Raw genomic sequence first — 23,153 nt, 5'->3', positions numbered from 1 at the left:
AATACATGGCTAAGTTCTTTATAGATCGCCCCATATTTGCATGGGTAATCGCCATCATCATCATGTTGGCGGGCATCTTGTCGATCATGAAGCTGCCTATTGCGCAATATCCGACCATTGCGCCACCAGCAGTCACGATCGCCGCCAACTACCCGGGCGCTGACGCCAAAACGGTGCAGGATACCGTGACGCAGGTTATCGAACAGAATATGAACGGTATCGATAACCTGCTGTACATGTCCTCCAACAGTGATTCGTCCGGTAACGTCCAGATTACGTTGACCTTCAACTCTGGTACCGACCCTGATATCGCTCAGGTACAGGTACAGAACAAGCTGCAACTGGCAATGCCGCTGCTGCCACAAGAAGTACAGCAACAAGGCGTTAGCGTTGAGAAATCAAGCAGCAGCTTCCTGATGGTAGCGGGCTTTATTTCCGAAGATGGCAGCATGACGCAAGAGGATATCGCGGACTATGTAGGTTCCAACATCAAGGATCCTATCAGCCGTACCTCTGGTGTGGGTGACGTTCAACTGTTCGGTGCCCAGTACGCGATGCGTATCTGGCTTGATCCCAACAAACTGAACAACTACCAACTGACCCCGGGCGATGTTATCGCTGCGATCAAGGTTCAGAACAACCAGGTTGCTGCAGGCCAGCTCGGTGGGACTCCCCCGGTGAAAGGCCAACAGTTGAACGCCTCGATCATCGCGCAAACCCGCCTGACCTCGCCGGAAGAATTCAGCAAGATCCAGCTGAAAGTCAACCCGGACGGTTCGCAGGTGCGTCTGAGTGATGTGGCCAAAGTTGAACTGGGCGGTGAAAGCTACAACGTTATTGCTCGTTATAACGGTAAGCCTGCTGCCGGTATCGGTATCAAGCTGGCAACCGGTGCCAACGCCCTGAACACGGCGTCAGAAGTCAAGGCAGAACTGGCCAAACTGGAACCGTTCTTCCCTGCAAGTCTGAAAGTTGTTTACCCTTATGACACCACGCCGTTCGTTAAGATTTCCATTAACGAAGTGGTAAAAACCCTGATTGAAGCGATCATCCTGGTGTTCCTGGTGATGTATCTGTTCCTGCAGAACTTCCGCGCTACGCTGATCCCAACGATCGCCGTGCCGGTAGTATTGCTGGGGACGTTCGCCATCCTGGCAATGTTTGGCTTCTCGATAAACACCCTGACGATGTTCGGCATGGTGTTGGCAATAGGCCTGCTGGTGGATGACGCCATCGTGGTGGTAGAAAACGTTGAGCGTGTCATGGCCGAAGAAGGCCTGCCGCCAAAAGAAGCCACCAAGAAATCGATGGAACAGATCCAGGGCGCATTGGTGGGTATCGCCATGGTGCTGTCAGCGGTATTTATCCCGATGGCCTTCTTCGGTGGGTCAACCGGGGCAATCTATCGCCAGTTCTCGATTACCATCGTTTCCGCCATGGTGCTGTCGGTATTGGTCGCGTTGATCCTGACGCCTGCGCTGTGTGCCACCATGCTCAAACCGATCCCGAAAGGCGATCACGGCATCAAGACCGGCTTCTTTGGCTGGTTCAACCGCCTGTTTGAGAAGAGCACCCATCACTATACCGATAGCGTAGCGAACATTCTGCGTAGCACCGGGCGTTATCTGGTGATCTACCTGCTGATCGTGGTTGGTATGGCAGTACTGTTCATGCGCTTGCCTTCCTCGTTCCTGCCGGACGAAGATCAGGGCATCCTGCTGACCATGGTGCAAATGCCAGCGGGTGCCACTCAGGAACGTACCCAGAAAGTCCTGGACGAAGTTAACCGCTACTACCACGAGAAAGAAGGCGACAACATTAACTCGGTGTTCACCGTTAATGGTTTCGGCTTCAGCGGCCAGGGTCAGAACACCGGTTTGGCGTTTGTCAGCCTGAAAGACTGGTCTGAGCGTAAAGGTGAAGAGAACAAGGTGCCGGCAATTGCTGCCCGTGCAATGGGAGCTTTCTCGCAGATTAAAGACGGCTTGGTATTTGCCTTTAACCTGCCAGCGATTGTGGAACTGGGGACGGCGACCGGCTTCGACTTCCAGTTGATCGATCAGGCTAACCTGGGTCATGAAAAACTGACAGCAGCACGTAACCAGCTGTTGGGCATGGCAGCAGAGCATCCTGATTTGCTGGTCGGCGTGCGCCCGAACGGCTTGGAAGACACGCCTCAGTTCAAACTGATCATCGATCAGGAGAAAGCACAGACGCTGGGTGTTTCCCTGAGCGATATTAATACCACCATCGGCACTGCGCTGGGTGGCTCGTATGTGAACGACTTTATCGACCGCGGTCGTGTGAAGAAGGTTTACGTACAGGCTGATGCCCCGTTCCGTATGCTGCCGAATGATATTGATAACTGGTTTGTTCGTGGTAGCACCGGGCAGATGGTACCGTTCTCCTCCTTCGCCACGGCGAAATGGGAATATGGTTCACCGCGTCTGGAACGTTACAACGGCCTGCCATCGATGGAAATCCTCGGCCAGGCAGCACCGGGTAAGAGTACCGGTGAAGCGATGGACATGATGGAAGAGCTGGCGGCGAAACTGCCAAACGGCGTCGGCTATGACTGGACCGGTATGTCCTATCAAGAGCGTCTGTCCGGTAACCAGGCTCCGTCACTGTACGCCATCTCACTGATCGTGGTGTTCCTGTGTCTGGCGGCTCTGTATGAGAGCTGGTCGATTCCGTTCTCCGTTATGTTGGTTGTGCCTTTGGGCGTCATCGGTGCCCTGTTGGCCGCGACCATGCGCGGGCTGGAAAACGACGTTTACTTCCAGGTAGGCCTGTTGACAACCATTGGGTTGTCGGCGAAGAACGCGATATTAATCGTAGAATTCGCCAAGGACCTGATGGATAAAGAAGGTAAAGGGCTGATCGAATCAACGTTGGAAGCGGTGCGTATGCGTCTGCGTCCAATCCTGATGACATCACTGGCCTTTATCCTCGGGGTTATGCCGCTGGTTATCAGCAGCGGCGCAGGCTCTGGCGCTCAGAACGCGGTAGGTACCGGCGTAATGGGCGGGATGGTGACAGCTACCGTCTTGGCAATCTTCTTTGTACCGGTGTTCTTCGTGGTGGTTCGCCGCCGCTTCAGCAAAAAGACTGAAGATCTGGAACACGCCCATCCGGTTAAGCATCACTGATGCTTTCCTGCTGACAACCAAGGCCGCGCAAGCGGCCTTTTTTTTGCCTGCCATTTAGCCAATAAGTCCAACTCTGATTAACGCTATTTTGGGGGTTGATCCCGATCCCAGAGAGGTGCATAATAATTGTTATAGTATAACATAACATTTGAGAGCATCATGAAAACAGGCATCCATCCAGACTACCGTACCGTCGTATTTCACGATCTCAGCGCCGATACCTACTTCAAGGTGGGGTCGACCATCAAAACCGATCGCACTATCGAGCTTGAGGGTAAAAGCTGGCCCTACGTCACCATAGACGTCTCTTCCGCTTCGCATCCTTACTACACCGGCAAGCAGAAAGAGTTCTCAAAAGAAGGCAGTACCGCGCGCTTCCAGCAGCGGTTTGGCCATTTGGTTAACAGCAGAAAGTAATCGGGGTTGATGATGCAAGTATTGAGTTCACTGCGTTCGGCGAAGAAACGCCATCCGGATTGCAAGGTTGTGCGCCGCCATGGCCGCATCTTTGTAATTTGTAAGTCCAACCCGCGTTTTAAAGCGGTACAGGGACGTAAGAAGAAACGTTAAGCCAAAGTGTCATTAGTAGCCAAAGCCCCGTTGCTGCTCAACGGGGCTTTTTTTATTGCCAAATGCCACTGCAAAGAGAAAAGCCCACCGCACGCGGTGGGCATAAAATCTACTTCATGCTGCTAACAATGGCCTCGACGTTGTGTTTGAATGCCTGCACATAGCTGGCCGCCGGGCCTTGCGGTTTGGATAGTGCTTCAGGATACAGCTCACCTCCCGCTTTCGCCCCCGTTGCCGCCGCGATCTGCCGCACCAAACGCGGATCCGTTTGGTTCTCAATAAAGTAGGCATGGACTTTTTCCTGCCTGATCTGCTTGATCAACCCGGCGACATCGCTGGCACTGGCTTCAGCCTCGGTAGAAAAACCGACCGGGGCAAGGAAGGTGACGCCGTACTCTTGACCAAAATAGCCGAAAGCATCATGGCTGGTCAGCACCTTGCGTTTTTGCTGTGGCACCGCCGCGAACTGGGCTTTGGCCCAACCATCGAGCTGTTGAAGCTGTTGAATATATTCACCGCCACGTTGGCGGAAATAGGCGGCGTCTTCAGGATCTGCAGCAATCAGCGCATTCATCACGTTGGTCGCATACTGCACGCCATTGTTCATGCTGTTCCAGGCGTGTGGATCGGTGACCTGTTTGCCCTCTTCTTCCATACTGCGCGAGTCGATCCCTTTGGATGCGGTGATCACCGGCCCCTGATAACCGGAAGCCTTCACCAACCGATCCATCCAACCTTCAAGCCCCAATCCGCTGACAAACACCACATCGGCCTGCGCCAGTTGCTTGCTGTCTTGCGGCGATGGCTCAAAACTGTGCGGATCGCCATCCGGGCCAACCAGCGTACTGACCTTCACATGTTCGCCCCCCACCTGCTTGACGATATCGCCAAGAATAGAAAAGCTGGCCACGGCCTCAACGGTTTTCGCCTGCGCTAACGGGCTGGCGAGCAGAGCAGCTGCCACCAGCGTTATGGGTAAAGATTTCATGTTTTCTCCTTGCAGATAGCACTTCTCAATGACGCGCACGGCGCAACATCCCGCCACGCGTCCCAAACAAAATCGAAATTAAAAACATCACGCTGGCGCTGAGGACAATCGCCGGGCCTGCGGGCAATGAAGCGTAGTAGGACCACTCCAGACCAACCAGGCTGGCGAGCAACCCAATCCCCATCGCCACGGCCAATGTTTGTGGCAAATCTCGCGCCCAGAACCGGGCGCAGGTCGCCGGTAGCATCATCAGCCCCACCGACATCAGGGTGCCAAGGATTTGAAAACCGGCCACCAGGTTGATCACCACCAAGGCGAGAAAAAACCCGTGGATCCACGCCAGTGAGCCTGGTGCACTGACGCGTAAAAAAGTGTTGTCAAAGGATTCAATCACCAGAGCCCGATACAGCACTGCCAGCATCATCAGCGAAATACTGGCGATAATGCCGACCATAACAAGCGCCTGCGCATCCACCGCCAGGATCGAGCCAAACAATACGTGCAGCAGATCAACGCTCGATCCGCGTAAAGAGACCAGCGTGACGCCCAACGCCAGCGACCCCAGATAGAAACCCGCAAAGCTGGCGTCCTCTTTTAACGGGGTTTTGCGGCTCACCAGCCCGGACAGCATGGCTACCGCCAGCCCGGCAATAAATCCCCCTACGCCCATGGCTACCAGCGACATGCCTGAAATCAAATAGCCAATTGCTGCACCGGGTAATACCGCATGAGAAAGCGCATCACCCACCAGGCTCATCCGGCGCAGCAATAAAAACACCCCTAGTGGTGCAGCGCTCAGCGATATTGCCAGGCAGGCAACCAATGCACGGCGCATAAATCCGAAAGAGACAAAAGGATCGAGCAGCAGATGGAATAGTGTCACTACGCGGCCCCCCTCTGATTAGCCGCCGTCGAATAATGCGCTAACACGCGCTCAGCGTTATCCCAATGGCAGCGTTCGGTGGTAAGCAACAGCGCTTCGGGGAAATGGTTGGCTACGGTAGACATATCGTGCAATACGGCAATCACCGTTCTTCCCTGCCGGTGTAACTGCGCAATGACCTGCAGCAAAAGTTGAGTGGTTGCCGCATCGATGCCGGTGAAGGGCTCATCCAGTAAAATCAGTGGCGCTTGCTGGACCAACAGACGGGCAAATAGTACGCGTTGCAGCTGCCCACCGGATAACTCCCCTACCGCCTCACGCGCCATGGAACTCATGCCCACGGTGTCCAACGCACCTGCAATTTGCTGCATGGAGCATTTATTCACACCGCCAAACAGGCCGCTTTGCGGCCAGCAACCCATAGCGACCAAATCCTGAACCAGAATAGGGAATTGACGATCCAACTCCGCCAGTTGTGGCAAATAGGCCATCGCCGGAGCCTTCCCGCCCGCAAAATGTAGTTTTCCGCCCAGCAGCGGATGCAACCCGGCCAACGACTTCAATAACGTAGATTTGCCGGCGCCGTTAACACCAATCACCGCCGTTAATGAACCGGCGGCAAAACAACCGCATAACGGTGGAAACAAAGGGGTACGGCCATAACCCACGATGGCATTTTGCAACGTTATCATGGCAGCACAACCGCCCACGCAATGGCTAGCCATAGTAAGGCCAGCAATACGCCAACGGCTGCGCAGCGCAAAATCGCGGCTGAGGTAAACAGGGTAACGGGAAGGAAAGGCAGCATGGTGATCGCCATAAGGATTACACAAGTGTAATAATATAACATCACATAAACTAGAGATCCTCAAGTCGTTCAAGTGCCAATAATGCAACGGAACGTAACATTTTCAGGCTATCGAGCCGGTGCTGCTGGGTGAGTGGCAGAACTATCGAACGGTAAAAATCTCAAAGCTGGGTAAAAAAGCGTTATTCAGTGAAAAGTTTGCCCATCAAGGCTGGAAAAGGAGTAAGATAGAGGCATAGAATGTGATACAACCAGATATCCAAATGCTAGTGACGCTAAGTCGTTGTTCCGAAGTAGACACACTTTCTGTGAAACAATTAAGGAAAGTGGTCGGTAATCAATTATCTGACTTGGTACCGGCGCTCACCAGTGGGCTAAGCTTTTACTCCGAGAATGCACGCTATGTGGAAGGCTCATTAGAAATCATTGAGATTAACTGCATCGGTAATAGCGAGTATTCAATGAGTTACCGCTATCAGTGGTCGATTTTTAACGCATGCCTGGATATCAGTGGTGACGAATACATAAATGATTCTGTCACTTTTACCCTGACGGAAAAGGGTTTGGTGTTTGAGGTTATCGACAACTCACGGCCATCAACCGCTGACGAATTGTAAGTTTCGGTAATAGTAACAAGCTAGATGGCAAAAAATGATTTATATTTAATATGCTGAAAGTTTATTAAGCCTGAGCTAAGCTTTACAGCATATGATGTTAAGTCAATGTACTCACAGAGTGTTATCAACACCGAAATTAAGACTGACGGGGGATGATATGGATGAGTATTCGCCTAAAAGGCACGATATTGCTCAACTCAAATTCTTATGTGAAAATTTGTACGACGAAGGCATCGCTACCTTGGGTGACAGCCACCATGGCTGGGTTAACGATCCAACGTCCGCCGTCAATCTGCAGCTTAATGAGCTGATCGAACATATTGCTTCGTTTGTAATGAGTTTTAAAATTAAATACATGGACGAAGGTGATTTATCGGAACTGGTCGAAGAGTACCTCGACGATACCTATACCCTGTTTAGCAGCTACGGTATTAATGACTCCGATTTGCGTCGCTGGCAAAAAACCAAGGCACGCACATTCAGATTGTTCTCAGGAGAGGGCGTCTGTACCACGATGAAAACTTAGGGGATAATTATCCTCAAATAATTTTATGGTTAATAAGACTAAAGGTTATCATGACAAAAATTGACTATCTGATGCGTTTGCGTAAATGCACCACGATTGAAACCCTTGAGCGAGTGATCGAGAAAAATAAGTACGAACTCTCTGACGATGAGCTAGAGCTGTTCTACTCTGCCGCTGATCATCGCCTGGCCGAACTGACCATGAACAAGCTGTACGATAAAATTCCGGTCGCCGTTTGGAAATTTGTAAGATAATCAAAGTAGCCTTGCGTTGAGCCGATAATATTATCGGCTTCAATGGTCGCGCAGATTAAGCATTATCTTAAAAATTCAAGTTTACTTGCCTCTGAGCTGAAAATCGTGCAGTAGCAACTGGAAACAGTTTTCAATTAAAGGCGAGTGATTTTGTTTTGCGCTGCGCATAAGTGCCACAGTGCGGCTAAGTAATGGCTGTTGCAATTGAATAACGGTTAATTCTTCATCGTTTAAATGCGTCGTATAAAGCTGCGGCAAAATAGCCACCGCTAATTGTGACCGCACCAAACCATACAGCGTTTCCAGAAAATCCACCTGATAACGTGCCGTTAAGTTCAGACGATGGCTTTCCGCCAGTGCCGACACTAATCGACTGCTATTCCCTTTCGAAAATACCGCAATATCTCTGTTAGCCAATTGCCGCCAGGGCAGATGATGTGGATCCGCCAAGGGATCGTCCCGGCGCATCACCGCCACAAACGGATCTTCCTGCAATGGATAAATCTCAAGCCGATCTGGCACCGAGCTGTCCAAAGCCCCTATGCCAAAATCTATCTGCCCATTTTCCAACTGTAGTAGCAGGGAATCATTGGTTTGGTCGTGGAATTCTACGCGTAAACGCGGGAAATGTTGCGCCAGCAATCGCGGTACCGCAGGAAACAGCAGGTTGCTCACCGAAGGCACCAGACCGATACGTAACGTGCCATCCCCTCCGGCCAACATGACGCGCTGCATATCATCAAAGGTAGCGTGAGCCACATTCAGCAGCCGTTGCGCATGCGGCAAGATCGCCGTGCCTAGTTCCGTCAGGGTCACCGCAGAGGCCGTTCGATTGACTAACTTCCCGCCAAGCACGGTTTCGACTTGCCGCAGCGCACTGCTTAACGCGGGCTGGCTGATCGCCAGACGGCTGGCGGTATCGGTGAAATGTCGTAACTGCGCCAGGGTCACAAAGTACTGAATTTGCTTGAGGGAAAGCGCGGGTAACCGTCGCCATGGCTCGGACATAGCCTAACCTGCCAGGAAAAGAGGTAAACGTTTGCCACAGCATAAACGTTTCTTATCACGCAATAAATTAAATCATCTGTGCAAAGCTTACGCCCCCGCCTACAGTAACTCCCTTACTCTATTCCGGGGATTATCATGACCACCTTTTCTGTCAGTAACGGTGAGCGCCAGCGTGCCGTACAGGCTGCGCTGGGTAATACGCCGTTTGATCTCTTGCTGACCAATGCCAACCTGATCGACATGGTCACCGGGGAAATCCGCCTGGTTGATATTGGCATTGTCGGCCCGCTGATTTCCAGCGTTCATCCTTGTGGCTCCTTGCCAACAGCACATCGGACACAAGACCTGGCGGGTGCCTACCTCAGCCCAGGTCTGATCGATACCCATGTGCACGTTGAGAGCTCCCACCTGCTGCCAGAACGCTATGCCGAGATCGTCGTCGCGCAAGGTACCACCACTATCTTCTGGGATCCGCATGAATTGGCGAACGTGCTTGGCGTAGCGGGAGTGCGCTACGCGGTGGATGCCAGCCGCAACCTGCCTCTGCGGGTGATCTGTGCGGCCCCTTCCAGCGTGCCTTCGACGCCTGGGCTGGAAATGTCCGGTGCCGACTTTGGCGGCAATGAGATGGATACCATGTTAGCCTGGCCGGAAGTGGGCGGCGTGGCGGAAGTGATGGATATGCACGGCGTGCTGCACGGCAGCGAACGGATGCAGGAGATCCTCAATGCCGGGCTTAACAGCGGCAAATTGATCGAAGGCCATGCGCGCGGTTTAAGCGGCCCGCAGTTGCAAGCCTATCTGGCCGCAGGCGTGACCTCCGATCATGAACTGACCTCTGCTGCCGATGCTCTGGAGAAACTACGCTCCGGGTTGACGCTGGAGATCCGGGGCTCTCATCCTTATCTGCTGCCTGAAATTGTTGCGGCATTAAAATCGCTACCGCATTTCTCCTCCCAAATCACCCTCTGCACCGATGATGTGCCACCCGATATGCTGCTGGAGAAAGGCGGCATTATCGCCCTGCTCAATCTGCTGATTGAACACGGATTACCGGCCACCGATGCGCTACGGATGGCTACGCTCAACGCCGCCATTCGCTTGCAACGTAACGATCTGGGCCTGATTGCCGCAGGAAAGATCGCCGATCTGGTCGTCTTTGATTCCCTGGAACACCTCCAGGCCCGGCGGGTTTACGTTGCTGGCCAGTGTCTGGCAGAGCAGGGAAAAATGCTGGCTCCAGTGCAAGCCGCACCTGGCGTATCAGCACCGCGTGACACGCTCCATCTGCCACCATTGGCCGCAGATGATTTCATTATGCGCGTTGCCGCCATTCGTCACGGCCAGGCCACGTTGCGCCATATCAAAGGGGCACGTTTCACCCAATGGAATGAAACCACGGTAGAAGTGCGCGACGGCAAGGTACAGCTCCCGCCGGGGTTCAGTCTGATTTGGGTACAGCATCGCCACGCCCGGCACCCAGCCAAGCCTCAGTTGGCATTGCTGGAAGGTTGGGGCGAATTACGGGGGGCGATTGCCACCAGCTACTCTCATGATTCGCATAACCTGGTGGTGCTGGGCCGCGATCCTCATGATATGGCGCTGGCCGCCAACGCGCTGATCGCTACCGGCGGCGGCATGGCTCTCAGCCAGAACGGTGAAATATTGGCGCAGGTGGCCATGCCGATCGCCGGTATGCTTTCCGATCTCCCCGCCGCACAGCTGGCGCAGCAGTTTAAAAACCTGCGCGATCTGAGTGCCAAGGTTGCAGACTGGGAGCCGCCCTACCGGGTGTTCAAGGCGATTGAGGGCACCTGCCTGGCATGCAATGCCGGACCGCACCTAACGGATTTGGGCCTGACCGACGGCACAACACGCCAGATCGTCGATCCGCTGGTTGCCTGCTGGGAAACCCAGGCATAAACATCAAATAGGTAAGGCATCGGCAGATTGTCGGTGCTTTTTTTTGGGGGGGGAGGCTAGAAATTGGTGGAGGCCCTGCCAGCTACATCCCGGCACACACGTCACTCGCTACGGCTGCTTCCTTCCGGATCTGACCGAGTTCACCAGTTAGTGTTGCGGGAGAACCAACAGGGCCCCCATTGACGGCTTCTTGAATTGCGAAGCGGTGGGCATTATCGGTGATGGCCAGGCAAATAGCAAGCCAACCGGGAGCAACCGCTGTTTTCTTACCCATCTCGCCTGTGGCACACTAGTTAATATTGATGACCCAGTGGAGATATTGCTCAATGGGTAGGGGCGCCGCATGCTGCGCCCATTTTGCTGTATGCAGCGTTTCCACACATCACACAGGATAAACAGCCATGCAACCAGAAGATGCTACCTTCAGCCAACGCGTATTCCATATCGTGGCCGCCATTCCTCCTGGCAAGGTAACCACCTACGGCGAAGTTGCGCGGCTGGCAGGCTCACCCCGTGCAGCACGTCAGGTTGGTGGTGTATTACGGCGTTTACCAGAGGGCAGCACCCTGCCCTGGCACCGGGTCATTAACCGCCACGGGCAGATCTCACAGCAGGGTGAAGATTTTCAGCGCCAACGGCAGGCGTTACTGGCAGAGGGAATTATTTTCGGCCCGCAGAGCACGGTTGATTTTGAACTGTATGGCTGGCACTGGTAAAAACAGCCTTTGGCCAAAGGCACAAAGGCTGTCAGATGCAGGCATTGCTGCTTACGGAGCTGGGGTAGGTGCGACCTGAACCGGAACGTTTTGTACCGGTACCAATAGCAGATCGGCCTGGGTCCCGTTGCGGTTGATCACTTCCTGAATGGTATCGGTGATAAACATCAACTGGCCATTCACCGTAATCGCCGCGCTCAGGATGATACGCGCATTAGGCTGAATGTCCGCAGGGTTATACGGTAGCGTAAAGCGGAACGGGCTCTGCAGACCTTCGGTACGCATCGCCTGCTGTGAAATCACTCGTGAAGGGGCATCAGCAAGTGATGCATCGGACAGGGTCACGGTCAGTACCGCATCCGGTGGCAGCGCGATACGCTGGCGAATATTAACTGAGCCCTTCACCACCGGGCCTTGGATCTGCGTTTGCGAGGCCGCAGCGTTAGCCGTCTGCGTTGGCACATCCGCATTCTTGTGGGCACAGCCTGCCAGTGTGATCGTCAATGCGGCTGCTCCCCCTACCATTTGCCAGAGTTTCATGGGTCGGTCTCCTTTATTATTAGTCACATGTTGGTGGCTTAAACCACTACACTGATTAAACCTAGCACAAAATACTAACAACTGCCTATCGGACTAGGCCTAAATAGCCCTAAGGCCTCATGACAAAGACCCTGGCTGCGACAGCTGCCGCCGCAGAAATAACGCAATATATTGACGTCCTGCCATCATATTCAGCACACTGCGCAACATGATGACTAAAAGGATCGCCACTTTATGAGCCAGGCACTGCACAACCTCCTCGAACTGCTGGATTTGGAAAAAATTGAAGAAGGTTTATTTCGTGGCCAAAGCGAAGATCTGGGGTTACGCCAGGTCTTTGGCGGTCAGGTGGTCGGCCAGGCGCTGTATGCTGCCAAGCAAACCGTTCCTGCGGAGCGTATCGTTCACTCCTTCCACAGCTATTTCCTGCGTCCTGGGGATAGCAGTAAACCGATTGTTTATGACGTAGAAACCCTGCGCGACGGCAATAGCTTCAGCGCGCGCCGCGTTAGCGCCATTCAAAATGGCAAACCCATTTTCTACATGACGGCCTCTTTCCAAAGCCCAGAGCAGGGTTTTGAACATCAAAACACCATGCCGGATGTCCCACCGCCAGAAGGATTGATGTCGGAGTCAGAAATTGCACAAAAGCTGTCGCATATGCTGCCGGAAAAAGTGCGCGACAAGTTCATTGGCCCGAAGCCGATCGAAATGCGCCCGGTGAAATTCCACAACCCGTTGAAGGGCAGCGTGGAAGAGCCTTATCGCCATGTCTGGTTCCGCGCCAATGGCACCATGCCGGACGACCTGCGGATCCATCAGTATCTGCTTGGCTACGCCTCTGACTTCCACTTCCTGCTGACGGCGCTACAGCCGCATGGCGTCGGTTTCCTTGAGCCGGGCATGCAGGTTGCCACCATTGACCACTCCATGTGGTTCCACCGCCCGTTCCGCATGGACGACTGGCTGCTGTATGCGGTAGAAAGCACCTCAGCCTCCGGTGCCCGTGGCTTTGTGCGCGGCCAGTTCTACACCCGCGACGGTGTGCTGGTAGCGACGACGGTGCAAGAAGGCGTGATCCGCAAGCGCGATGTTTAATTGAAAAAGGGGCGATGTTTCCATCGCCCCCTCAGAGTTTAATTCAACATATTTTACTGGTTATAAGCATTCTCGCCGTGGCTGTTCACATCCAGGCCTTCGCGTTCCTGCTCTTCCGGTACGCGCAGCCCCACCACGGCCCCGGCGACCTTAAAGGCGATAAACGCGGCCACGCTTGACCACACCAGCGTCACAATAACGCTCAGCAACTGGATCCACACCTGATGCCCCATGGTGACGCCAGCGGCGTAACCCGTTCCACCCAGTGATGAAGCGGTAAAGACGCCGGTCAACAGACAGCCAACGATACCGCACACCCCGTGCACACCAAACACATCGCAGGTGTCGTCTACTTTCAGCCATTTCTTCAGCGTTACCACGCCCCATAGCCCCGCAACACCGCCTACCAGGCCGATAATCAGCGCACCACCTACACCCACGGTACCCGCCGCTGGCGTAATCGCAACCAGACCCGCGATACAGCCCGAGCAGGCTCCCAGCAGAGAAGGTTTACCGCGCACGACCCACTCGGCAAAGGTCCAGGAGAGGATTGCACCGGCAGTGGCTATTACCGTGTTGAGGAACGCCAGCGCCGCAATACCGTTGGCCGCACTGGCCGAACCGGCGTTGAAGCCAAACCAGCCGATATACAGGATAGAGGCTCCGGTAAATACCATCGGCAGGTTGTGTGGCTTGAAGGCCTCTTTGCCATAGCCAGCACGTTTACCCAACAGATAGGCCCCTACCAGACCAGCACTGGCGGCGTTGATATGCACTACGGTACCGCCCGCAAAGTCCAACGCGCCGTCAGCTGCCAGGAAACCACCGCCCCAAACCATATGCGCAATCGGCAGGTAGGAAATCGTGAACCAGATGGCGGCAAAAATAACCACCGCAGAGAAGCGAATGCGTTCGGCAAAGCCGCCCACCACCAACGCCACGGTAATGCAGGCGAAGGAGCACTGGAACGCCACGTGGATCATCTGGCTAAAGGTGCCGGTCAGGCTGTCTATCCCGATCCCTTTGAGCATCACCGTCTGGAAGCCACCGAAGAAGGCGTTACCTTCGCTGAACGCCAGGCTGTAGCCGTAAATGACCCACAGCACACACACCAGGGCAAAGGTGACGGTCACCTGAGTCAACATTGACAGGACGTTCTTGGAGCGCAGCAGGCCGCCGTAAAACAGCGCCACGCCCGGTAAGGTCATAAACAGCACCAGCGCGGTGCAAATCATCATAAAGGCGTTGTCCGCCTTGTCTGCCACCGCCGGAGCGGCCAGAGCCAAAGAAGGAACCAGGGTTACCAAACTCAGGCCCAACGTGGATAACAGTCTTTTCATTATCAATCCATCCCCATTCAGTTGACTGAGCCTGCGATCACAGAGCCGCTTCGTCGGTTTCGCCGGTACGAATTCGAATCACACGTTGCAATTCGGCAACGAAAATTTTGCCGTCACCGATCTTGCCGGTGTAGGCCGCCTTGCTAATCACATCAACCACTTCATCCAGTTGGTCATCGGCAATAGCGATATCAATTTTGACCTTAGGTAAGAAATTGACGCTGTACTCTGCTCCGCGATAGAGCTCGGCATGCCCCTTCTGGCGGCCAAAGCCTTTGACTTCGGTTACGGTCAGCCCCTGAATACCTACAGAGGATAAGGCTTCACGCACGTCCTCTAACTTGAATGGTTTGATCACCACGGTAACCAGCTTCATATTGCCTCTCCACGATTAAGCCCAAAAACTTACCCCCGGTACGAGTCATATAAAGCAAAGGCTGTGCCACAAATTATTTTTTATTTAAATTCAAATGATTACATAGAAACACCCACAGTCAGAGGCCAGCGCTAGACGAAAGCAGAGATCGCAGTCTGGGGATGGCGCACCTTTTTGGTGCATTACGCGTTGGGAAAGTGCAGTAGGAGGGAGTTGAAAAGCGCTATTGCCTGTTGGTGGTGCGGGCTCCTGGAGCGGAGCCCTTGCTTAAAGTTATGCGGGTTGAGTTTCGTCGCGAGTCGTGGCTGCCAACTCTTCGCCCACCAGTTGTAGCTGATACATCTGGTAGTAGCGGCCCTGCTGTGCCAACAACTGCTGATGGTTCCCCTGCTCCACGGCATGACCGCGATGCAGTACCAGAATAGAGTCGGCATCCACAATGGTTGAAAGGCGGTGGGCGATCACCACCAGCGTCGTCTGCTCGCGGATCAGCCGTAAGGCACGCTGGATCGCCTGCTCGGTGCCAGAGTCGATGTTTGCGGTCGCTTCATCCAGGATCAGGATCTGCGGTGCCTGGACCAGCACGCGCGCCAAAGCCAACAACTGCTTCTGTCCTACGGACAGATTATTCCCCTGCTCCCCCAGGCGCGTATGGATGCCCTGAGGCAAGCTACGTACCAGTTCCCCCAGTTGCACCGTTTCCAGCGCCTGCCAGACCGCCTCTTCACCGATGGAGCGACCAAGCGTGACGTTTGCCAGCACCGATTCCGCCATTACCACCGGATCTTGCTGCACCATAGCAATGCCTTGGCGCAGGGTGCGATGTGAAAGGCTGGACAACGGACGACCATCCAGACGAATTTCCCCTTCGCTCAGCGGGTAATAGCCCATCAACAGGTTAGCCAGGGTACTCTTTCCGCTGCCGGTATGCCCCACCAGGGCAACAAAACCCCGTGACGGTACCTGCAAAGAGATATGCTGCAGCACTTTCTTGTCGCTGCGGTAGGCAAAGCTCAGGTCGCTGATATCGATACGGCCGCTCGCCAGCGGACGATCGTCACTGCCATAGCTCTGCTGGCTGCGATCCATCAGTTCGAAAATACGCTCACCGGCCACCACGGCCTGCTGCAAAATCGATTGCTGGGCAGTCAGCTCAATCAACGGTTCGTTCAAACGGCCAAGATAGTTGATAAAGGCATACAGCACACCCACGCCAATCGCGCCCTCACCGCTGAAGCCAAACAGCATCAACAGGCCACATAGTACCAGGGCAGAGAACAGGCTAAGCAGCGGCCGCAACAGGAAACCATCCAGCCGCAGCGTCTGCATCCGGGCGGTATAATGCGAGCGGCTGGCCGCACTCATGCGCTCACCAAAGCGCATCTGCTGGCGGAACTGCTGGATCACCCCCATGCCGCTGATCACTTCGTTGAAGCCGTCGTTGATATCCGCCAGGTAGCTACGCATCCGCCGCACGATCGGCGTGCTGTAATATTGATAGATCCCCATCACCACCAGCACCGCCGGGAAGATGCAGATCGCCACCAGCGCCATGCGCCAGTCCAGGCTGAACATCGCCACCAGCATCGCCCCGATCAGCGCCGCACTTTTCAGTACCGTGGACACCACCATCACATACAGATCTTTGATCACTTCGGTATCGTTGGTTACCCGCGAGATCAATTGCCCGACAGGCTGGGTATCAAAGGCGCTCAGCGGTTGGCGCAGGGCTGCGTCCATCACGTCGGTGCGCAACCGTTGTACCACCCCAACCGCCACCCGATTAAACAGGATGGCCTGGAAATAGTGCAACGCCGCAGCGAGCAGTTCCAGCAGGATATAAGCCACCGCCAGGGAGCTGACAATCATCAGCGGCAGCTGCCCTTTGGCAACGTAGTTATCAATAAAGTAGCCGATCAGAATTGGCCCGGCTACTTCCGCCGCCGCCGCTACCCACAACATCAATACCGCCAACCCCAGGGGTTTACGATAAGGCGAGCCATAGGCCAGCAAACGTTTCAGCGTTGGCCACATAGTTTGTATCTTACTCATCGGCCAAAACCTCCTCGGTGCTATCAGGAGCCTCATCCAACGCAGCTTCCAGTTGCTGATAGCGATACATGTCGCGATACCAGCCAGGCTCTGTAGCCAATTTCCCATGCTGCCCACGCTGTACCACCGAGCCGTGTTGCATCACCAGGATTTCGCTGGCTTCCGTCAGGGCCGAAAGGCGGTGCGCACTGATGATCACCGTGCGATTTTGCCCCCAACTGCGCAGGTTATGCAGGATCTGGTGTTCAGTGCGCCCATCCACCGCCGAAAGAGCATCGTCGAGGATCAGAATTTCCGCTTCCAGCAGTAGCGCCCGCGCGATGGAAATACGCTGTTTCTGGCCACCAGAAAGCATCACGCCTCGCTCACCCACCTCGGTCTCGTAACCCTGGGGCAAACGCAGAATATCTTCATGCACGCTGGCCAGGCGCGCTGCCTGTTCAATCTGTTCCTGAGTGGCCGCCGGGTTGCCCAAGGCGATATTATTGGCCACGCTATCGGAGAACAGGAACGGCGTCTGGCTAACGACCGACAGGCGTGAACGCCATTCGTCGAGCTTGATCTGGGTAAGTGGCAAGCCGTGATAGCTGATACGGCCGTCATCAATATCGAACTGACGCTGGATTAACGAAAGCAACGTCGATTTACCCGAGCCGGTAGGCCCACACAATCCCAACATTTGCCCAGGCTGCAGCTGTAACGCCACGTCATGCAGCGCGGGTTTGTTGGTTTGCGGATAATGGAAAGCGTTGATTTCCACACTCAGGTTGCCGCGCCCGGCGGGCAGATCGAGTTCACCATCCTTCACGGCCGGTGCCTCTTCAAGCAGGCTGCAGATACGGCTATAGGCGGCACTGCCGCGCTCGACGATGTTGAACATCCAGGCCAGTGCCAGCATCGGCCAAATCATCAGGCCGAGGTACATAACAAAGCTGGTCAGTTGGCCCAGCGTGAGGGAACCGTTAACCACCATCCAGCTACCACCGCCGATCGCCAGCAAGTTGGCCGCACCGATAGCAATGTAAATCGTCGGGTCAAAGCGCGCGTCAATTCGCGCCACGTGCATATTCTTCGCGCCGGTCTGCGCGGCCACTTCGGCAAACTGGTTGGACTGATGATCCTCCAGGCCAAAAGCCTTGATCATACGGATGCTGGTCATGCTCTCCTGTGCCTGATCGTTAAGGCTGGAGAACGCGGCCTGCGCCGACTTGAAACGCTGGTGCAGTTGATCGCCATAGTATTTGATGACGATCGCCATGATCGGCATCGGGATCAGGGAAAGCAGGGTCAATTGCCAACTGATCTGGGTGCTCATCACAATCAGCACCGCCAGCCCCATGACCAGAGAGTCCACCAGCGTCAGCACGCCTTCACCGGCGGCAAACACCACACGGTCGACGTCATTGGTCGCTCTGGCCATCAGATCGCCGGTACGGTGACGCAGATAGAAGGCCGGGTTCTGACGGCTGAGTTGGCGATAGAAGTTTTCCCGCAGTTCTACGGCCAACTGGTAGGAAGCCCCAAACAGCAGCACTCGCCACACATAACGCAGCAGATAAACCACAATGGCGGTACCAATCATCAACCCCAGCCAGGCCATCAGTACCTTGCTGGACATCTGATCCTTGGTGACACCATCAACAATGATGCCAACCAGCTTAGGCGGCAGCAATTGCAGTATGGCAATGGCAATCAGTAGCACCACGGCCCCGAGGTAGCGGCGCCACTCGCGGCGGAAATACCAGCCGATTTGAGCAAAGAGTCTCACGCAGTTTTATTCCAGACAGTATCCGACAAATTACCGGCTGCAGCCCTGCAACCTTAACATTCAACAGTTGAGTGACGATTTCACTCTGGCACGGGTAGCGCCGTGGTGTATTTGATTTTTTCCATCGCGAAGCTGGAAGTGACATCAATCAGCCCCGGCACGCCGGTCACCAGGCGTTTATAGAAATTGTCATAGCTTTTCATGTCCGCCACCTCGACCTGCATCAGGTAATCATACTCCCCCGCCATACGGTAAAACGCCAACACTTCCGGCATCTGCGCGGTGAGATCGACAAATTTCTGATACCACTCGCTGCTGTGCTGCTGGGTTTTTATCAGCACAAACGCCGTCAGGCCAAGCCCGAGCTTTTCATTATCCAGCAGCGCGACACGCGCACGAATGTAACCTTCATCTTCCAGCCTTTTTAGCCGTTTCCAGCAAGGCGTTGAGGTCAGATTCACCGCTTCGGCCAGCACTTGCAGCGATTGCGTACAGTCCTGTTGCAGCATGCACAACAGTTTACGGTCAGTTTTATCCAACATAAGGTGATTTCATAGAAAAAATTTCTCCCATTAGGCGATTAAACAGGAAAAATGGCAATCCTTTTTTCTCGCTGAACCGCTATGCTACACCTCAAACATCCCTGCTGGATTTCAAGCTACAGCTTGCAAAGCGGCGGGTTTAAGCCCCCTATTTTGAGGCCAGATTATGACAAACGCTTGGGTAAAATATGCTATTGGTGAAATAGAAGCGGATTTCCAACGCTCCGCCGATACGCACTTGATCCGCTTGAACCTGCCGGAATTTCCAGGCATCTATCTCTACCTGAAAGATGAAAGCACCCATCCCACCGGCAGTCTGAAACACCGCCTGGCGCGGTCGCTGTTCCTTTATGGGCTGTGTAACGGTTGGATCAACCAGAACACGCCGATTATTGAAGCCTCTTCGGGCAGCACGGCGGTATCTGAAGCCTATTTTGCCCGCCTGCTCGGCCTGCCGTTTATCGCGGTGATGCCTTCCTGCACCGCTAAACGTAAGGTAGAGCAAATCGCCTTTTACGGTGGCCACAGCCATTTTGTCGATCATGCGGCCCAGATTTATGCGGTGTCAGAGGAGTTGGCCAAAGAGCTGAACGGCCATTATATGGATCAGTTCACCTTTGCCGAACGCGCTACCGACTGGCGTGGCAACAACAACATCGCCGACAGTATTTTCCGCCAGATGGAGCGAGAACCGCACCCGGTTCCGAAACACATCGTGATGAGTGCCGGTACTGGTGGCACCTCGGCAACGCTGGGGCGCTACATTCGCTATCAAGGGCATGATACCCAGCTCACGGTGGTCGATCCGGAAAACTCGGTGTTTTACGACTGTTTCCATCATGGCGATCGCACCATCATCGGCAGCTGCGGCAGCCGCATCGAAGGGATTGGCCGCCCACGCGCCGAACCGTCGTTTATCCCTTCGGTGATCGACAACATGCTGCGCGTGCCAGATGCCGCCAGTATCGCCACCATTTATTGGTTGGAAAACATTCTGGGTCGCAAGGTAGGTGCTTCAACCGGGACCAACGTCTGGGGAGCGCTGCAACTGGCCAAGCAAATGCGGGACAAAGGCGAGCAAGGTGCCATCGTCACCCTGCTATGCGACAGCGGCGAGCGCTATCTGGATACCTATTACAATAGCGACTGGGTCAACAACAATATCGGCGATCTGACGCCATATAGCGCTCAGTTGGCTAACTTGTCAGGTAAATAACTTATTAGGTTGCCAACTTATTAAGGCGAAGTTCAGGGGATAAAAAAAGCCGGGTAGTCATACCCGGCCGGCTGTAATAGTAATACCTCAGAATTCGGGGGAATAGGTGAGGTGTGGTGAACGCAGCCAATGTTGTAAATAGTGAGCCACCGCCTGCTGTTCGCAGTGGCCGATAACCTGTAGTTGGGGCAGTAACGATTTCAACTGTGGCAGAGCATTGCCCATCACCACGCCGTGCCCTACTCCCGCCAGCATTTCCTTATCATTCATCGCATCGCCAAAGGCCATGCAATCAGCCAACGTCAGCCCCAGATGGTGGCTCAGCCTGTCCAATGCCGCCCCCTTGTTGCACCCCTTTGGCAGCACTTCGAGGCAATCATAGGCCGAGAAGCACAGGTCGGCACGGGTGCCGAAATGTTCACTCAACTGTGCCTGCAGTTTGACCAGTTCTTCATGGGGGGCACAGAAACAGACCTTGCTGTTGCCAAACGCGGGCAAACGGCGCAAGTCGGTGAGTTGGAAATGAAAGCCACTGAGATGATGTGCAGCCAGCATTTCCGGCACCGCGGTTTCGGTCAACCACCCCTCATCACGAAACACATGCATGCTGGCAGAGGTGCGCCAGTGGGTGTGCAGCACCTCTTCGGCAATCTCCGCCGGTAAGTCGGTAGCATGCAGTTGCTGCCCTTGCTGGTCATAGACGCGAGTACCGTTACCGGTGATCAGGTAACCTTGCAGTCCCAGTTGCGCCATGATCGGCTGGGCATCGAGGTAATGCCGCCCGGTGGCAAAGGTCACCACCATCTCCCTGTCGATAAGCTGCCTTAACGCGCTCAGCGTTTCCGGCCCGACACGGTGATCGGGAGTCAGCAGGGTGCCGTCCATATCGAAAGCGGCCAGGCGATACATAGGAACCTCGTAAATGTGAGCACAATGGCAATCACCGCAGTATGGGGTGGTATTTGCGGAAGTAATAGTGAACAATTTGCATAAACGCTTCCTGATTTATCTTTCATCGCTTGCAACACCTAGGATACCGCTATGCGCCTGGTTCATCGCCTCGGTCAGTATCAACGTTTGTACCACCAGCTAGGCAGCGCGCCAGTGGCGATCACGATCGGTGAATTAGCTGCGATCTTCTATTGCAGCGAGCGGCATGCTCGCACCCTGGTGCAGCAGTTACAGCAACAAGGTTGGCTAACTTGGCAGTCACAGGCCGGGAGGGGGAAACGCGCGCAGTTGCAGTGCCTGAAAACCCCCGATGAACTGCGGACTGCGCATCTCCAACGTTTACTGCAACTGGGCGATCACCAGGGAGCCTTGGAAATGGCGCAGCTGGCGCCACAGCATCTGCAAGAGTTGCTGAGCCCCCACCTCGGCGGCCAATGGCAGGAAGGCAGCCCTACGCTGCGTATCCCTTATTACCGTACGTTGGAAAAGCTTGATCCTTTGACGCTAAGTGGCCGTGCGGAGCAGCATCTGGTCGCGACCGTCTATGCCGGTTTGACGCGCTTCAATACCGGTTGCCCAGAACCGCAGCCCGATCTTGCCCATCACTGGCAGATTAGCGAAGACGGCCTGCGTTGGCAGTTCTTTCTGCGTAGTCAGTTGCGATGGCATAACGGTGAGGCCTTAACGGGCCAACAGCTATTGCAAACCCTCAACGCCCTGCAACACCATCCGCGCAGCCAGCCATTATTGAGCAGCGTGGCGGCAATCAGCCTGCCGCATGCGCTATGCATCCAGTTCGATCTGCAAATGCCCGATTATTGGCTGGCGCACCGGCTGGCAGAACTGCCCTGCCTGATGACGCACCCAGAGTTACCGAACCTCGGTGCAGGTCCCTTTAAGCTGGCACTAAACGAGCCGCATATGGTGCGGTTGGAACAACATCCTTACTACCATCTGCAACATCCTTATCTGGAAAGCATCGAATATTGGATCACGCCAGAGTTACCAACCCGCAGTACCGACACCAGTTGCCAGCATCCGGTACGCATCACCATCGGCCAGCAGGAAGAACTGGCACAGGCGCGGCCGGTACAACGCAGTATGAGCCAAGGGTGGTGCTATCTGGCGATTAACCAGCGTCGTGGCGTACTGACTGAGGCCCAAGGGCAAAAGCTGCTGATGCTGATCCAGCGCTCCGGCCTGCTGGCCAGCTTGCCCATCCAGCAGGGCGTGATCATGCCAAGCCATGAAATGCTGCCCGGCTGGGCGATCCCTGAGCATGATGTCAGACAGGATGTTGAGCTCCCCCCTCGGTTGACTCTGCTGTACCATCCGCCGATCGAGCTAGAGAGCGTGACTCAGGCTTTGCAACAATTGCTGGCGGAGCATGGCTGCCAATTAGAGATCCGCTATTATTCCGGCAAACGTTGGCAAAGCACCGAGCAGATAGCCCAAGCCGATCTGTTGCTGGCCGATAACCTGATTGGTGAAGCTCCGGAAGCGACGTTAGAAAGTTGGCTACGTCGCGATTTGCTGTGGCAAGGGATTTTGCGAGAAGAGGATTGGCAACACCAACAGCGGACCCTGCAACAGATCCAGCAATGCCCAGCACCACAGCAACGCTACAGCCAGCTAAAAGCGTATTATCAACAGTTGATGGGGGCCGCGATCCTCACTCCCCTATTCAACTATCAGTATCAGGTCAGTGCCCCTCCCCGCATACATGGTGTGATGCTCACCGCCTACGGCTGGTTTGATTTTTGCCAGGCTTGGCTGCCACCGCCGCTGGATGATTAGGTTGCCCTACGCTGTGGCGAGCATTTCT

The 23,153-nt window shown here is 54.6% G+C and carries 22 protein-coding genes and 1 other RNA gene; 11 read left to right on the top strand and 12 right to left on the bottom strand.

Annotated features, from left to right (window positions below):
- Window positions 1-5: 5 nt before the first annotated feature.
- From acrB to ykgO, 3 genes are all read left to right on the top strand, one after another.
- Complete coding sequence (gene acrB, locus ACMV5I_RS21060; RefSeq protein ID WP_121606059.1) at window positions 6-3,152, top strand: multidrug efflux RND transporter permease subunit AcrB; 3,147 nt, start codon at window positions 6-8, stop codon at window positions 3,150-3,152.
- A 159-nt stretch (window positions 3,153-3,311) separates the two neighbouring features.
- Window positions 3,312-3,569 carry a type B 50S ribosomal protein L31 gene (locus ACMV5I_RS21055; protein ID WP_024484398.1) on the top strand — a complete coding sequence of 86 codons (258 nt, stop codon included), beginning with the start codon at window positions 3,312-3,314 and terminating at the stop codon, window positions 3,567-3,569.
- Window positions 3,570-3,581: 12 nt separating this feature from the next.
- Window positions 3,582-3,722: a type B 50S ribosomal protein L36 gene (gene ykgO, locus ACMV5I_RS21050; RefSeq protein ID WP_071784952.1), complete on the top strand. Its 141-nt coding sequence runs from the start codon at window positions 3,582-3,584 to the stop codon at window positions 3,720-3,722.
- A 109-nt stretch (window positions 3,723-3,831) separates the two neighbouring features.
- Here ykgO and ACMV5I_RS21045 read toward each other — a convergent pair whose 3' ends face one another.
- The 3 genes from ACMV5I_RS21045 to ACMV5I_RS21035 are packed head-to-tail and all read right to left on the bottom strand — an operon-like array spanning window position 3,832 to window position 6,285.
- Window positions 3,832-4,710: a metal ABC transporter substrate-binding protein gene (locus ACMV5I_RS21045; RefSeq protein ID WP_121606058.1), complete on the bottom strand. Its 879-nt coding sequence runs from the start codon at window positions 4,708-4,710 to the stop codon at window positions 3,832-3,834.
- A 25-nt stretch (window positions 4,711-4,735) separates the two neighbouring features.
- A complete protein-coding gene (locus ACMV5I_RS21040) occupies window positions 4,736-5,593 on the bottom strand; it encodes a metal ABC transporter permease (RefSeq protein ID WP_260512603.1) in 858 nt (285 codons plus the stop codon).
- A complete protein-coding gene (locus ACMV5I_RS21035; protein WP_414825200.1) occupies window positions 5,593-6,285 on the bottom strand; it encodes a metal ABC transporter ATP-binding protein in 693 nt (230 codons plus the stop codon). The genes ACMV5I_RS21040 and ACMV5I_RS21035 overlap by 1 nt, the downstream gene beginning before the upstream one ends.
- Before the next feature lie 379 nt (window positions 6,286-6,664).
- Here ACMV5I_RS21035 and ACMV5I_RS21030 point away from each other — a divergent pair, with 379 nt between their 5' ends.
- The 3 genes from ACMV5I_RS21030 (at window position 6,665) to ACMV5I_RS21020 (ending at window position 7,798) form a co-directional block, all read left to right on the top strand.
- Window positions 6,665-7,018 carry a hypothetical protein gene (locus ACMV5I_RS21030; protein ID WP_024484394.1) on the top strand — a complete coding sequence of 118 codons (354 nt, stop codon included), beginning with the start codon at window positions 6,665-6,667 and terminating at the stop codon, window positions 7,016-7,018.
- A 157-nt stretch (window positions 7,019-7,175) separates the two neighbouring features.
- Window positions 7,176-7,544 (top strand): Hha toxicity modulator TomB, encoded by a 369-nt coding sequence (gene tomB / locus ACMV5I_RS21025; RefSeq protein ID WP_021180141.1) that lies wholly within the window; start codon window positions 7,176-7,178, stop codon window positions 7,542-7,544.
- A gap of 50 nt (window positions 7,545-7,594) precedes the next feature.
- Window positions 7,595-7,798, top strand: a complete 204-nt coding sequence (locus ACMV5I_RS21020; RefSeq protein ID WP_021180142.1) for an HHA domain-containing protein — start codon at window positions 7,595-7,597, stop codon at window positions 7,796-7,798.
- An 81-nt stretch (window positions 7,799-7,879) separates the two neighbouring features.
- Here the strand turns inward: ACMV5I_RS21020 and ACMV5I_RS21015 are convergent, their stop codons facing one another.
- The gene (locus ACMV5I_RS21015; RefSeq protein WP_024484393.1) at window positions 7,880-8,806 is read right to left on the bottom strand and encodes a LysR family transcriptional regulator; all 927 of its coding nucleotides are present in this window, start codon (window positions 8,804-8,806) and stop codon (window positions 7,880-7,882) included.
- A 135-nt stretch (window positions 8,807-8,941) separates the two neighbouring features.
- Between ACMV5I_RS21015 and ACMV5I_RS21010 the strand changes: the two genes are divergently transcribed.
- Window positions 8,942-10,729 (top strand): adenine deaminase, encoded by a 1,788-nt coding sequence (locus ACMV5I_RS21010; protein ID WP_414825199.1) that lies wholly within the window; start codon window positions 8,942-8,944, stop codon window positions 10,727-10,729.
- A gap of 73 nt (window positions 10,730-10,802) precedes the next feature.
- Here the strand turns inward: ACMV5I_RS21010 and ffs are convergent.
- Window positions 10,803-10,899: signal recognition particle sRNA small type (gene ffs, locus ACMV5I_RS21005), an RNA gene on the bottom strand.
- 231 nt (window positions 10,900-11,130) lie between these two features.
- Between ffs and ACMV5I_RS21000 the strand changes: the two genes are divergently transcribed.
- On the top strand, window positions 11,131-11,445 hold the full coding sequence (locus tag ACMV5I_RS21000) for an MGMT family protein (RefSeq protein ID WP_141131408.1): 315 nt from the start codon (window positions 11,131-11,133) through the stop codon (window positions 11,443-11,445).
- A gap of 51 nt (window positions 11,446-11,496) precedes the next feature.
- Here the strand turns inward: ACMV5I_RS21000 and ACMV5I_RS20995 are convergent, their stop codons facing one another.
- A complete protein-coding gene (locus tag ACMV5I_RS20995) occupies window positions 11,497-11,985 on the bottom strand; it encodes a YbaY family lipoprotein (RefSeq protein ID WP_121606054.1) in 489 nt (162 codons plus the stop codon).
- A gap of 234 nt (window positions 11,986-12,219) precedes the next feature.
- Here ACMV5I_RS20995 and tesB point away from each other — a divergent pair, with 234 nt between their 5' ends.
- Window positions 12,220-13,083 (top strand): acyl-CoA thioesterase II, encoded by an 864-nt coding sequence (gene tesB / locus ACMV5I_RS20990; protein ID WP_024484389.1) that lies wholly within the window; start codon window positions 12,220-12,222, stop codon window positions 13,081-13,083.
- Window positions 13,084-13,136: 53 nt separating this feature from the next.
- Here tesB and amtB read toward each other — a convergent pair whose 3' ends face one another.
- The 5 genes from amtB to ACMV5I_RS20965 form a co-directional block, all read right to left on the bottom strand.
- The gene (amtB, locus tag ACMV5I_RS20985) at window positions 13,137-14,423 is read right to left on the bottom strand and encodes an ammonium transporter AmtB (RefSeq protein ID WP_121606053.1); all 1,287 of its coding nucleotides are present in this window, start codon (window positions 14,421-14,423) and stop codon (window positions 13,137-13,139) included.
- Window positions 14,424-14,460: 37 nt separating this feature from the next.
- A complete protein-coding gene (gene glnK / locus ACMV5I_RS20980; protein WP_004949337.1) occupies window positions 14,461-14,799 on the bottom strand; it encodes a P-II family nitrogen regulator in 339 nt (112 codons plus the stop codon).
- 273 nt (window positions 14,800-15,072) lie between these two features.
- On the bottom strand, window positions 15,073-16,851 hold the full coding sequence (locus ACMV5I_RS20975; protein WP_202811459.1) for a SmdB family multidrug efflux ABC transporter permease/ATP-binding protein: 1,779 nt from the start codon (window positions 16,849-16,851) through the stop codon (window positions 15,073-15,075).
- Entirely contained in the window at window positions 16,844-18,619 is a 1,776-nt protein-coding gene (locus ACMV5I_RS20970; protein ID WP_414825198.1) for a SmdA family multidrug ABC transporter permease/ATP-binding protein, read from the bottom strand. Before ACMV5I_RS20970 ends, ACMV5I_RS20975 begins: the two co-directional genes overlap by 8 nt.
- An 80-nt stretch (window positions 18,620-18,699) precedes the next feature.
- On the bottom strand, window positions 18,700-19,161 hold the full coding sequence (locus tag ACMV5I_RS20965) for an Lrp/AsnC family transcriptional regulator (protein ID WP_021180156.1): 462 nt from the start codon (window positions 19,159-19,161) through the stop codon (window positions 18,700-18,702).
- A gap of 166 nt (window positions 19,162-19,327) precedes the next feature.
- Between ACMV5I_RS20965 and ACMV5I_RS20960 the strand changes: the two genes are divergently transcribed.
- Window positions 19,328-20,377: a PLP-dependent cysteine synthase family protein gene (locus ACMV5I_RS20960; RefSeq protein WP_414825197.1), complete on the top strand. Its 1,050-nt coding sequence runs from the start codon at window positions 19,328-19,330 to the stop codon at window positions 20,375-20,377.
- Between the two features lie 87 nt (window positions 20,378-20,464).
- Here ACMV5I_RS20960 and cof read toward each other — a convergent pair whose 3' ends face one another.
- Window positions 20,465-21,286: an HMP-PP phosphatase gene (gene cof / locus ACMV5I_RS20955; protein WP_414825196.1), complete on the bottom strand. Its 822-nt coding sequence runs from the start codon at window positions 21,284-21,286 to the stop codon at window positions 20,465-20,467.
- Window positions 21,287-21,418: 132 nt separating this feature from the next.
- Here cof and ACMV5I_RS20950 point away from each other — a divergent pair, with 132 nt between their 5' ends.
- The gene (locus tag ACMV5I_RS20950) at window positions 21,419-23,125 is read left to right on the top strand and encodes an SgrR family transcriptional regulator (RefSeq protein ID WP_414825195.1); all 1,707 of its coding nucleotides are present in this window, start codon (window positions 21,419-21,421) and stop codon (window positions 23,123-23,125) included.
- Window positions 23,126-23,153: the final 28 nt, after the last annotated feature.

Source organism: Serratia sp. T13T92 (assembly GCF_047530105.1).
GTDB classification, from domain to species: Bacteria; Pseudomonadota; Gammaproteobacteria; order Enterobacterales; family Enterobacteriaceae; genus Chania; species Chania fonticola.
This window is presented reverse-complemented; position numbering and strand designations above follow the sequence as displayed.

What these genes read in the sequence shown, in the direction of transcription:
- acrB (WP_121606059.1), top strand. Translation starts at nt 6, where the DNA reads ATGGCTAAGTTCTTTATAGATCGCCCCATATTTGCATGGGTAATCGCC.
- ACMV5I_RS21055 (WP_024484398.1), top strand. Translation starts at nt 3,312, where the DNA reads ATGAAAACAGGCATCCATCCAGACTACCGTACCGTCGTATTTCACGAT.
- ykgO (WP_071784952.1), top strand. Translation starts at nt 3,582, where the DNA reads ATGCAAGTATTGAGTTCACTGCGTTCGGCGAAGAAACGCCATCCGGAT.
- ACMV5I_RS21045 (WP_121606058.1), bottom strand. Translation starts at nt 4,710, where the DNA reads ATGAAATCTTTACCCATAACGCTGGTGGCAGCTGCTCTGCTCGCCAGC.
- ACMV5I_RS21035 (WP_414825200.1), bottom strand. Translation starts at nt 6,285, where the DNA reads ATGATAACGTTGCAAAATGCCATCGTGGGTTATGGCCGTACCCCTTTG.
- ACMV5I_RS21030 (WP_024484394.1), top strand. Translation starts at nt 6,665, where the DNA reads ATGCTAGTGACGCTAAGTCGTTGTTCCGAAGTAGACACACTTTCTGTG.
- tomB (WP_021180141.1), top strand. Translation starts at nt 7,176, where the DNA reads ATGGATGAGTATTCGCCTAAAAGGCACGATATTGCTCAACTCAAATTC.
- ACMV5I_RS21020 (WP_021180142.1), top strand. Translation starts at nt 7,595, where the DNA reads ATGACAAAAATTGACTATCTGATGCGTTTGCGTAAATGCACCACGATT.
- ACMV5I_RS21015 (WP_024484393.1), bottom strand. Translation starts at nt 8,806, where the DNA reads ATGTCCGAGCCATGGCGACGGTTACCCGCGCTTTCCCTCAAGCAAATT.
- ACMV5I_RS21010 (WP_414825199.1), top strand. Translation starts at nt 8,942, where the DNA reads ATGACCACCTTTTCTGTCAGTAACGGTGAGCGCCAGCGTGCCGTACAG.
- ACMV5I_RS21000 (WP_141131408.1), top strand. Translation starts at nt 11,131, where the DNA reads ATGCAACCAGAAGATGCTACCTTCAGCCAACGCGTATTCCATATCGTG.
- ACMV5I_RS20995 (WP_121606054.1), bottom strand. Translation starts at nt 11,985, where the DNA reads ATGAAACTCTGGCAAATGGTAGGGGGAGCAGCCGCATTGACGATCACA.
- tesB (WP_024484389.1), top strand. Translation starts at nt 12,220, where the DNA reads ATGAGCCAGGCACTGCACAACCTCCTCGAACTGCTGGATTTGGAAAAA.
- amtB (WP_121606053.1), bottom strand. Translation starts at nt 14,423, where the DNA reads ATGAAAAGACTGTTATCCACGTTGGGCCTGAGTTTGGTAACCCTGGTT.
- glnK (WP_004949337.1), bottom strand. Translation starts at nt 14,799, where the DNA reads ATGAAGCTGGTTACCGTGGTGATCAAACCATTCAAGTTAGAGGACGTG.
- ACMV5I_RS20975 (WP_202811459.1), bottom strand. Translation starts at nt 16,851, where the DNA reads ATGAGTAAGATACAAACTATGTGGCCAACGCTGAAACGTTTGCTGGCC.
- ACMV5I_RS20965 (WP_021180156.1), bottom strand. Translation starts at nt 19,161, where the DNA reads ATGTTGGATAAAACTGACCGTAAACTGTTGTGCATGCTGCAACAGGAC.
- ACMV5I_RS20960 (WP_414825197.1), top strand. Translation starts at nt 19,328, where the DNA reads ATGACAAACGCTTGGGTAAAATATGCTATTGGTGAAATAGAAGCGGAT.
- cof (WP_414825196.1), bottom strand. Translation starts at nt 21,286, where the DNA reads ATGTATCGCCTGGCCGCTTTCGATATGGACGGCACCCTGCTGACTCCC.
- ACMV5I_RS20950 (WP_414825195.1), top strand. Translation starts at nt 21,419, where the DNA reads ATGCGCCTGGTTCATCGCCTCGGTCAGTATCAACGTTTGTACCACCAG.